The organism is Latilactobacillus fuchuensis (genome assembly GCF_900258455.1).
Classification (GTDB): Bacteria; Bacillota; Bacilli; order Lactobacillales; family Lactobacillaceae; genus Latilactobacillus; species Latilactobacillus fuchuensis.
On record NZ_LT984417.1, the window covers coordinates 1,990,340 to 1,993,747 of the forward strand.

General features: G+C 32.9%; 2 protein-coding genes. Both read right to left on the bottom strand.

Annotation, left to right across the window (positions count from 1 at the left end):
• Positions 1-325: 325 nt before the first annotated feature.
• On the bottom strand, positions 326-1,639 hold the full coding sequence (locus tag LFUMFP_RS09515; protein WP_025084024.1) for an IS1380 family transposase: 1,314 nt from the start codon (positions 1,637-1,639) through the stop codon (positions 326-328).
• A gap of 387 nt (positions 1,640-2,026) precedes the next feature.
• Positions 2,027-3,408, bottom strand: a 1,382-nt coding sequence (locus LFUMFP_RS09520) for a hypothetical protein (protein WP_233210648.1), incomplete at its 5' end; no start/stop codon positions are given.

Genomic DNA, 3,408 nt, shown 5'->3' on the forward strand with positions numbered 1-3,408 from the left:
TAACAAACAGGGTTCAACTCATTTCAGTTCGATAGCTAGATACTAAGACCTAAAACATAGTAACTAAAAGTGGCTAACTTAAACTTGAAATTTTCGATATTTATATAATTGGTACTTTCCTGAATAATTCATACCTTTTATAAAGGGCTAAATTTTATCAATCATCTGTTTCATTTTATGGTCAATGGCTCTTTTTCTCAAAAATATTCTTCTAAATGGTCTAATTTCTTTTTGCTAACGGATTAAATTCAAGTAAGACCTCATTTTGGGCGCACTCATCCTAGCGGATGGTTAACGAACTTTTTAAATTGCCCAATGAACGCACTTAACACTGCAGTACCTGAATGTTTTGTAGAATCCGATAAAATAGTTTCTGGTAAACATGGTAACTACTTAATTTCAAGTAGTTTCTTCTTCCAGAATGAACCATCTTTCCAGCTATTTTAAAGAAAAATAAGCGAATAGTAGAAACCTGATACCCTTTCGTTTCATTGGTAAAACATAATGTTCGCATGAAGTTTACTATATTGTAAGCCAATAGGCTTACGATCATACGAGCATGATTTTCTATAAAGGTTGGGCTGTCTGTTTTGTCAAAGTAAAACCCGTTTTTTGCTTCCTTAATGTAATTTTCCATCGTTCCTCTTTTTGAATACGTTTGGAAAACCATTTCTGGAGAGACATCTTTTGAGAAATTGGTAATGATAAATTCATGTCTAAAAAGCAATTCACCAGCTTCTCTAGTTGATTTTATGCAAATCCTTCTGAATTTTTTCCACGCCTTTGCTTGATAAGTGGCGTTATAGTAATGAACTTCTTTCTTATCCCAATCGTGATTATCCTTAATGGTAATGAATTGCTCAGCGATTCTGCACAGATTACGATTGGATTTTAAGCGGATAGTATACAAACTATCGTATTCTTCACAAAGTTCATACAAATCGGGCGTTGCGAATCCACTATCTTCACGTACCATAATAGTGCTTACTGGTGTCACAGATTGATAATGCTCAAATAATGGACGAGTAAATGCTGCGACACCTTTCGAGGTGTAGGCATTTCCAGAACGAAGTTCTGCTTTAAGAAAGTCACCAGTAAGACCATCAAAGGCAACGAGCGGATGATAACCGGTTGTCTGGTAATGCGCATTATAATCGGTCATTTCTTGATTTCCAAAGGTATCGCTGTGGGTAGAATCTAAATCGAAAATCATTTCATTCGTATTTCGAATCATACGTGCTTTATCAATCAAAATTTGGTTAACCTTTTGAAGTTGAACGATATTTTCTGTTGTCATCCGATCCCAGAAGCGAGAAATAGATGGCTGTGAAGCCAACCGTGTTTTATTTAAAACAGCTTGAAAGATAGGATCAGTTGCTAATATATTGGCAGAAGAATCCGTAGAATAGCCTGCAATTAACTGTAAGATGATTTGTTCCAGAATAGATTCATTTCCATGAATATGATACAGTCGGTCATCTTGAATCTGTATATTTTCCCTTATGATTTGACTAACATTAAATCTATTCATAAATTCTTTTACTAATATCAGCCCGGAATCTGAGGATAAATTACCGCCAGAGTGAGATACCGTAATAGTTGAATTGAAAAGTAAGCGATTTTCATGTAAAGTTGCCATAGAGAGAACCCCTTTCTTTGGTTAGGTTTAGACGCTTTAACCATAGCAGATTGGGGTTCTTTTTGTACACCCAAAGGGTGCGGATGAACGAAACAAGATAGACTGTTATAACAAGGTTTTTGAAGCGTTTTTGAAAAACTATGAATTATTCAGGGCTACAATATATATGTTAAAATTAACAGAAAAAACAAATTCAAAACACTTACCCAACCATGCAGTAAAATTAACAGCCAAGTAACCATCTAATTGCATGATCAACATTATTCTTTTCTATTATATCGCTAACTATTTGTTTAGTTCAATCAAATAATTTACTTATGACGCATTTAAAATTCCAGCATAATATCTATCTAGAAACACTCATACTATTTAAAATTTATAACTTAATTATACCGGTTTCAAGCTTCCTGTCTCCATCAAAGTTTTAACGTCAAGTTGACCAAGCATAGCCATTTGTTGATATTTTATATCTGCCAAACCTTTAAAGATTTTAAATTCCTCAATCTGCGAATTTTCCTTTTTTATCGTTAATTCTTGATATTCCCTAAAACTAGATACATATCTTATATATGCTTCACATTCTGTAGCGTCATCAAAATATGTGCCATTAATATAACTATACTGTGAACCGACATTAAAAATTATTTCAAATATTAACTTAGCTAATACTAGCTGATCATTCTTGAATTCAAACCATTTCTTGTCCAAATATTTTAGTTTCCCTGGATTATCTTTTTCATACGCTGTTGCTAAAGATAACTTACTAATTAATTTACCGATTATTGTCGCTACTAAATCTGCACATCGAATACCAACACAATCAGCTGAGACTTGATTCTCATGAACTTTCTTATAATATTCACTGTTAAAGTTATTTGATTTTATCCCCTCATCAAGAAATAATTCATATTCATTATTTTCTCCAAATGCAGCTCGTTCATCCAACCAAAGGGTCAATGAATAATCCACTTTTTTCCAATTGAATTTACCGACATTATTAAAATCTATTTTTTTCACCATATTTGGGCTTCTATTAATAATTTTTATTACATCCCTATAAGCATCAAGTTGACTCTTCATTCGAGTAATATTTTGATGTCCTTTGATAAAACTACTTAAATCTTTTTTTATTAATTTTAGTACGTTATATGTATTCATATCTTGGTTTTCTAAAGCTTTGTTAACTTCTTGTGATGACTCTTTCGAAATATATTTACTTAACACATATGCAAGTTCAAGAAATGAAATGTTGCTCACGGCTACCGATGCAGTCTGGATCCATTCTCCTAATCTTCCCATAACAATCGCCGATATTTTATTTTCAGTCACGATACATATTTTAACATTATATTTTTTAAATAATCTAAAGACATCAATATGATAACTAGTTTCCTTGGAACCCAAACTTACTAGTCCGTTAGTAAAATTTTTATTTTTCAATATCCGAGCACCTTTTAACTCACCTTTAAACTGACCGTTTGATAAGTAATTTTTTTCCAACGCGACAAACTCTTCGTCAAATTCCAAACTGATGTCGTCTGATATATCAACCGCGGCCATGACATAATCAATCATAATATCATCACCTAATTTAAATCGCTCCTTAGGATCAGTCGTTTTATCAACCATTTCTCCAATTCTACTTTTTATCTTCTCTTGGGGGCCCTTTTCAGGGTCTATACTTTCTGGTGTTGGTAGAAATATTCTACCGACACCTTTTTTGTCTTTTCGCAAAAAAATAAACATCTTAACGATGTCTTCGTGTACGA